The organism is Geodermatophilus sp. CPCC 205506 (genome assembly GCF_051383635.1).
Taxonomy (GTDB): Bacteria; Actinomycetota; Actinomycetes; order Mycobacteriales; family Geodermatophilaceae; genus Geodermatophilus.
In genome coordinates, this window is sequence record NZ_JALPKP010000099.1 from 1 (window position 1) to 6,113 (window position 6,113).

At 75.6% G+C, this 6,113-nt stretch carries 9 protein-coding genes and 1 pseudogene; 2 read left to right on the forward strand and 8 right to left on the reverse strand.

Features of this window, described 5'->3' with window-relative positions:
• Both MY520_RS27625 and MY520_RS27630 read right to left on the reverse strand, forming a co-directional pair.
• Window positions 1-468, reverse strand: a pseudogene (locus MY520_RS27625) (pentapeptide repeat-containing protein); the annotation flags it as partial.
• A gap of 23 nt (window positions 469-491) precedes the next feature.
• Complete coding sequence (locus tag MY520_RS27630) at window positions 492-695, reverse strand: DUF4177 domain-containing protein (RefSeq protein WP_436695905.1); 204 nt, start codon at window positions 693-695, stop codon at window positions 492-494.
• 74 nt (window positions 696-769) lie between these two features.
• Here MY520_RS27630 and MY520_RS27635 point away from each other — a divergent pair, with 74 nt between their 5' ends.
• On the forward strand, window positions 770-1,150 hold the full coding sequence (locus MY520_RS27635; RefSeq protein ID WP_436695906.1) for a VOC family protein: 381 nt from the start codon (window positions 770-772) through the stop codon (window positions 1,148-1,150).
• A gap of 4 nt (window positions 1,151-1,154) precedes the next feature.
• Here MY520_RS27635 and MY520_RS27640 read toward each other — a convergent pair whose 3' ends face one another.
• The gene (locus MY520_RS27640; RefSeq protein WP_436695907.1) at window positions 1,155-1,571 is read right to left on the reverse strand and encodes a hypothetical protein; all 417 of its coding nucleotides are present in this window, start codon (window positions 1,569-1,571) and stop codon (window positions 1,155-1,157) included.
• A 60-nt stretch (window positions 1,572-1,631) separates the two neighbouring features.
• Between MY520_RS27640 and MY520_RS27645 the strand changes: the two genes are divergently transcribed.
• A complete protein-coding gene (locus MY520_RS27645; RefSeq protein ID WP_436695908.1) occupies window positions 1,632-2,006 on the forward strand; it encodes a DUF2784 domain-containing protein in 375 nt (124 codons plus the stop codon).
• On the opposite strand, the gene MY520_RS27650 is transcribed toward MY520_RS27645, so the two are convergent.
• From MY520_RS27650 to MY520_RS27670, 5 genes are all read right to left on the reverse strand, one after another.
• On the reverse strand, window positions 1,996-2,724 hold the full coding sequence (locus tag MY520_RS27650; RefSeq protein WP_436695909.1) for a DUF72 domain-containing protein: 729 nt from the start codon (window positions 2,722-2,724) through the stop codon (window positions 1,996-1,998). The two genes, MY520_RS27645 and MY520_RS27650, sit on opposite strands and share 11 nt — an antisense overlap.
• 17 nt (window positions 2,725-2,741) lie before the next feature.
• Window positions 2,742-3,590, reverse strand: coding sequence for an SDR family NAD(P)-dependent oxidoreductase (locus MY520_RS27655; RefSeq protein WP_436695910.1), 849 nt, complete (start codon window positions 3,588-3,590; stop codon window positions 2,742-2,744).
• Window positions 3,587-5,071 (reverse strand): flavin-containing monooxygenase, encoded by a 1,485-nt coding sequence (locus tag MY520_RS27660; protein ID WP_436695911.1) that lies wholly within the window; start codon window positions 5,069-5,071, stop codon window positions 3,587-3,589. Before MY520_RS27660 ends, MY520_RS27655 begins: the two co-directional genes overlap by 4 nt.
• On the reverse strand, window positions 5,068-5,706 hold the full coding sequence (locus tag MY520_RS27665) for a class I SAM-dependent methyltransferase (protein WP_436695912.1): 639 nt from the start codon (window positions 5,704-5,706) through the stop codon (window positions 5,068-5,070). Before MY520_RS27665 ends, MY520_RS27660 begins: the two co-directional genes overlap by 4 nt.
• A 25-nt stretch (window positions 5,707-5,731) precedes the next feature.
• The coding region (locus MY520_RS27670) for a transglycosylase SLT domain-containing protein (protein ID WP_436695913.1) at window positions 5,732-6,113 on the reverse strand (382 nt) is incomplete at its 5' end.

Consider the following 6,113-nt stretch of genomic DNA (forward strand, 5'->3'; position numbering starts at 1 on the left):
GGCGGTGTCGACGGCGGCGAGCTCGTCGGCGCCGGCGCCGGTCAGCCGCTCGGTGCGGTCGCGGGCCGCGAGCAGCGCGCCCCGCAGCGGCGCGGCCGCGGGCAGCGCCAGCGCCTCGGCCAGGTACCAGAGCAGCTCGTGCAGCTGCCGCTGGACGCCGAACGCTGTCGCCATCGCCGCGGCGACCGCGGGGTCGTCCCGCGGGCCGCGCCCGCCGAAGGTGACCTGCACCGTCTGCTGGCCGGCGCCGAAGCAGTCGAACACCGCGCAGCCGGGGAACCCACGCTCCCGCAGCTGCGCGTGGATGCCGCAGCGCGAGTCCGGCTGCAGGTGCAGGCACGGCTGCCCGGCCGGCTTGTCGACGGCGAAGTCGGCCGAGGCGGTGAACGCCGGCAGCACGCAGCACAGGCCCGCGCAGGCGGCGCAGTCCGCCCGCAGGCGTGCCCGGGCGTCGGCCGGTTCGGGCACGGGCGGGTCCTCCGGGGAGTCGGTCAGCCGGCCGGCCGCTCGAAGGTGACCAGCACGCCCTCGACGCCGCCCGGGCCGATCCGGCCCTTGACCTCGACCGAGGTGATCGCCCTCAGCTGCCACCCCTCGCGGGCGTGCTGGTTGAGCACCTTCTCCAGCTTGTCACCCGACATCTTCCCGCCGATGAGCCCCTCCCGGAGCTCGACCACCCTGTACTCGAAGCGCATGGCCACGGTGTTCCCTCTCGTCCCGGCCGCCGTCCACCTGTCGGGCGCGACGGTCCGCCCCCGATGATGCCGGGGTGGACGTGCTCAGCAGTCGGATCCTGTTGCGGCCGGGCGATGCCGCGCGCTCCCAGGCCTTCTACCGCGACGTCGTCGGCCTGGCGGTGTACCGCGAGTTCGGCCCGCCCGACTCCCCCGGGGTGGTCTTCTTCCTCGGCAACGGGCTGCTCGAGGTGTCCGGCACCGGGGAGCCGCCGCGGGGCCTGGCCCTGTGGCTGCAGGTGCGCGACGTCGCCGCGGAGGTCGAGCGGCTGCGGGCGGCGGGGGTGCGGGTGCTGGAGGAGCCGCGGACCGAGCCGTGGGGGCTGGTCGAGGCGTGGGTGGCCGACCCGGACGGCGTCCGGATCGTGCTGGTCGAGGTGCCCCCGGACCACCCGCTGCGGCGCGACCGGCGCTGAGCGGTCAGGAGCGCTTCCCGCCCGCCGTCCCGTCGGCCGACGGGCGGTCGTCGAGTTCGGGGGGCGAGCGGCGGACCAGGTCGGCCACCGACTCCTCAAGCCGGGCCCAGGTGGCGCTCCACTCGACGAGCGGGTCGAGGATCCGCTCGAAGACGGCGAGCTGCTCGTCGAAGGCCTCCAGCTGGGCCGTCATCGCCTGGATCTGCTGCCGCTGTCCCCGGACCGCCTTGTCGATCGCCTGCAGCTGGGCCGCCGAGAGCGCGCCGGGCGGCGAGGGCAGCCGCGGCAGCGAGAAGGGGACGACGCCGGCCAGCCCGCGGGCGCGGTCGGTGAACGCGCGCAGTTGGCTGATGAACTCCTCGACCGACCGGCTCACCAGGTTGCCCGAGGCCGGCTCGCGGCCGGCGTCGTGATCGCTCATGCGCCCAGTCTCCCGCTCGGGGGCGCCCACCGCGTCCCCGCGCCGTGCCACGCTGGAGGCGTGTTCTGGGCGCACGCCGTGGCGGTGGTGCACGCGCTGGCCGTCGTCCTGATGCTGACCGGGGCGCTGGCGGCGCTGCGCCGGCCGCGGCTGCTGCTGCTGCACGCGCCGGTGAGCGCGGCCATCCTCGCCGTCAATCTCGCCGGCTCGCCGTGTCCGCTCACCGAGCTGGAGCTGGCCCTCCGCGAGCGGGCGGGGGCGGGCCCGTACACCGGTGGCTTCCTGGGGCACTACGTCGTCGCGCCGCTGGGCCTGGAGGTGGCCAGCCCGGCGGTGCAGGCCGGGATATACACCGCGGCGCTGCTGCCCAACGCCGTCGGCTACGGGGTGCTCGCGCTCCGGGCCGCCCGCCGCCGCGTCTCGCTCACCCCGTGACCAGCGCGCGCAGCGTCTCGGCGTTGCGGACGGCGTGCCCGTGGCCGTCGTTGTTGAAGTACGCGTAGACGTCGTGCCCCGAACGCGACCACTCCCCCACCCGGTCGGCCCACCAGCGCAGGTCCGCGTCGGGGTAGGAGCCGGCGTAGAGGTGCGCGGCGTCCGGGCCGTGCAGCCGGAGGTAGACGAACGGGGCGGTGGCCCGGAGCACGCAGGGCAGTCCGGCCCCGCTCATCACGGTGTAGGCGGCGCCGTGCCGCTCCAGCAGGGCGTAGACGCCCTCGTCGTGCCAGGTCGGGTGCCGGAACTCCACGGCCACCCGCATCCAGTCCGGGAGCAGGCGGAGGAAGAAGTCCAGCCGCTCGTCGTCGCGCTCCTGGGTGGGCGCCAGCTGGACCAGCAGCACCGCCCGCCGGTCGCCGAGCTCGTGCCAGCACTCGGTCATCCGGCCGATCCACGTCTCCGGCGCGTACAGCCGCTTGGCGTGGGTGAGCCCGCGGGGTGCCTTGACCGACAGCTGGAAGCCCGGCGGCAGCCGGCGGCGCCAGCCGGCGAAGGTCGCCGTCCGGGGCCAGCGGTAGAAGCTCGCGTTGAGCTCGACGGTCCCGAGGCGCCGGACGTAGTGCGCCAGCCGGTCCCGCGGCGGGGTGCCCGGCGGGTAGAGCACGCCGTCCCAGTGGTCGTAGCTCCAGCCCGACGTCCCGATGTGCACCGCCACCGGCTCTGCCTACCCGGTCAGCGACGGCCGCGCGCCGCCAGGGCGGTGAGGGCGGCCAGCACCCGGCCGTGGGAGCCCGGCGCCAGCCGCACGAGCAGGTCGGGGACGACGGCGCTCCAGCCGACCAGCTGCCGCGGACGGCGCCGCTCCACCGCGGTGAGGACGATCTCGGCGGCCCGGGCGGGGTCCATGGTGAGCAGCCGGGCGAAGTCCCGCCTGCCCCGCTCGGCCTCGTCGGCCGGCACGCCGGAGCCGACCCGGGCGTCGGCCGCGATCCGGGTGCGGATCCCGCCGGGGTGCACGCAGGTGACGCCGACGCCGTCGCCGGCCAGCTCGTGCCGGAGCGCCTCGGTGAACCCACGGACGGCGAACTTGCTCGTCGCGTACGCCACCTGCCCCGCGGGCGCGATGAGGCCGAAGACGCTGGAGACGGTGACCAGATGCGAGCCGGGGTGCGCCTTCAGCGTGGGCAGCAGGGCGTGCGTCAGGCGGACGACGGCCCGGAGGTTGACCTCCTGGACCTCCTCGAACTCCTCGAGGGTCACCTGGTCGAAGCGCCCGCCGAGGGCCATCCCGGCGTTGTTCACCAGCAGGGTCACCTCGGGGTGCGCCGCGGCGACCGTGCCGGCGACCCGCCGGGTGTCGGCGGGGTCGGCGAGGTCGACCACGTACGTCGTGACGCCCAGCCCCGGGTGGGCGGCGCCGATGCCCGCGGCCACGGTCGCCAGCCCCTCGGCGTCCCGGTCGAGCAGCACGAGCGAGCTGCCGCGCAGGGCCAGGCCGTGGGCGAGCGCGGCGCCGATCCCGCCGGCCGCGCCGGTGACGACCGCCGTCCCCCCGGCGAACCGGTACGGCGGGAGCGTCACGCCGGGACCTCCTCGGCGGCCGGGGCGGGCCGCCGAGGGGCGAACCGCACGCCGGCGTCCTCGAGCGGGCCGTGCCGCATCAGGACGACGTCGCGCAGGTAGTTCTGGTACAGCCGCCACGGTGCGCGGGCACCCTGACGGGGCAGGGCGGCCAGGCTGCGCCGCACGTAGCCGGAGCTCAGGCCGATGAACGGCTCGGTGCCGCCCTCGGGCGGGGCGACCGGCGTGCACGTGGCGAACCCGCGGGCGGCCATGTGGTCGAGCAGCCGGCAGACGTAGCGGGCGACGAGGTCGGCCTTGAGCGTCCAGGAGGCGTTCGTGTAGCCGATCGTCATGGCGAGGTTCGGCACCCCGGAGATCATCATGCCCTTGTACGAGACCCGCTCCGACAGCTCGACCCGCTCGCCGTCGACGGTGAGCGCCATGCCGCCGATCGGCAGCAGGTTCAGCCCGGTGGCCGAGACGACGACGTCGGCCGCGAGCTCGGCGCCGGACTCCAGCGCGATCCCCGTGCCGGTGAAGGTCGCGATCCGGTCGGTGACGATCGAGGCCCGGCCCGCGCGGATCGCCCGGAACAGGTCGCCGTCGGGGGCGAGGCACAGCCGCTGGTCCCACGGGTCGTAGGGCGGCCCGAAGTGGGTCTCGACGTCGTAGCCGGCGGGCAGTTGCCGGCCGGCGGTCCGCTGGAGGAACCGGCGCATCGCGGCCGGGCGGCGGCGGCTGAACTGGTAGGAGGCCATCGACAGCAGCACGTTCTTCCACCGCACGGCCGCGTACGCGGCGCGCGCCGGCAGCCGGCGGCGCAGGGCGTCGGCGAGCGGGTCGCGGCCGGGCAGCGCCAGCACGTAGCTGGGCGTCCGCTGCAGCATCGTCACGTGCTCGGCGGTCTCGGCCATCGTCGGCACGAGAGTGACCGCGGTGGCGCCGCTGCCGACGACCACGACCCGCTTGCCGGCGAAGTCGAGGTCCTCCGGCCAGTGCTGCGGGTGCACGATCGGCCCGGCGAAGCGCTCCTCGCCGGGGAACGCCGGCCGGTAGCCCTCGTCGTAGCGGTAGTAGCCGGAGCAGACCGACAGCCAGGAGCAGGTCAGCTGCACCGTCTCGCCGGTGTCGGTGCGCTCCGCGGTCACCGTCCAGCGGGCCTCGCCGGTCGACCACTCGGCGGAGACGACCCGGTGGGAGAACCGGATGTGCCGGTCCACGCCGTGCTCGCGGGCGGTGTCCTGGACGTAGCGGAGGATCGAGTCGCCGTCGGCGATCGCCTGCGTCCCGGTCCAGGGCCGGAACGAGTAGCCCAGGGTGAACATGTCGGAGTCCGAGCGGACGCCGGGGTAGCGGAAGAGGTCCCATGTCCCGCCGATCGCCGTCCGCGACTCCAGGACGGCGTAGCTGCGGCCGGGGCACTCGTGCTGCAGGTGGCAGGCGGCGCCGATGCCGGAGAGCCCGGCGCCCACGATGAGCACGTCGACGTGGTCGGTCACGGCAGCCGCCAGACCGTCGTCCGCCGCAGCCCCGGCCCCTCGGTCTCCGGGATCTCGTAGACCGCGGCGGCGACCAGCCGGTCGTGCGGCAGGTAGGGCCGGCCGGGGTCCCCGACGAGGACCTCGCAGCCGCGCGCGCGGGCGCGGTCGAGGAAGGGCAGCACCCGTTCGGTCATCTCCCGGTCGTAGCAGACGTCGCCGGCGAGCACGACCTCGACGCCCGGGAGGTCACGGTCGAGCACGTCGCCGGTCACGCTCACGCCGGCCACCCCGTTGAGGAGGGCGTTGACGCCCACCGCCGTCCGGCTGAACGGGTCGACGTCGCTGGCGAGCACCGAGCGGGCCCCGGACCGCCGGGCGGCGATGGCGACCAGCCCGCTGCCGGACCCCAGGTCGAGCACCGCCCGGCCCGCCACGACGTCCGGGGTGTCCAGCACGTACCGGGCCAGCGCCTGCCCGCCCGGCCACGCCGCAGCCCAGAAGGGCGGCGCCTCCCCGGCGCCGCCCCCCTCGGTCTCCATCGCCTCCCAGAGGGCGACGACGTCGTCGGCCACGTGCAGCCGCACCTCCGGGACGGAGGACGGCCGCCGGACCTCGGTGTGGGCGCGGACGAACCGGGCGGGGACGGAGCTCACACCCGGCAGTCTGCGGCCTGCCCGCTCAGTACCAGTTGTTGGCCTTCGAGTGCGCCCAGGCGGCACACGGGCTGCCGTACCGGTTCTCGATGTAGATCAGGCCGGCGTCGATCTGCCGGTAGCCGTCCGACGTCTTGGCGATGCCGGTGCCGGCCCAGGTCGAGTTGAGGAACTGCGGGATGCCGTAGGCGGTGCTGGTGGGGTTCTGCGCGTTGGGGTTCCAGCCGCTCTCCTTGCCCCACAGGTTCTCCAGGCAGCTGAACTGGTCGGCGCTGCCGACCTTGCTCATCGCGTACTCCTTGAAGGAGCCGCGCGGCGCGGCGGACGACGACGACCCGCCACTGGCGGCCGGCGCCTCGGCCGCGCGGGCCGCCTCGGCCTGCCGAGCGGCGCGCTCCGCACAACGC

Excerpts from the sequence above, each read along its gene's own strand:
- MY520_RS27630 (WP_436695905.1), bottom strand. The coding sequence starts at position 695 with ATGCGCTTCGAGTACAGGGTGGTCGAGCTCCGGGAGGGGCTCATCGGC.
- MY520_RS27640 (WP_436695907.1), bottom strand. The coding sequence starts at position 1,571 with ATGAGCGATCACGACGCCGGCCGCGAGCCGGCCTCGGGCAACCTGGTG.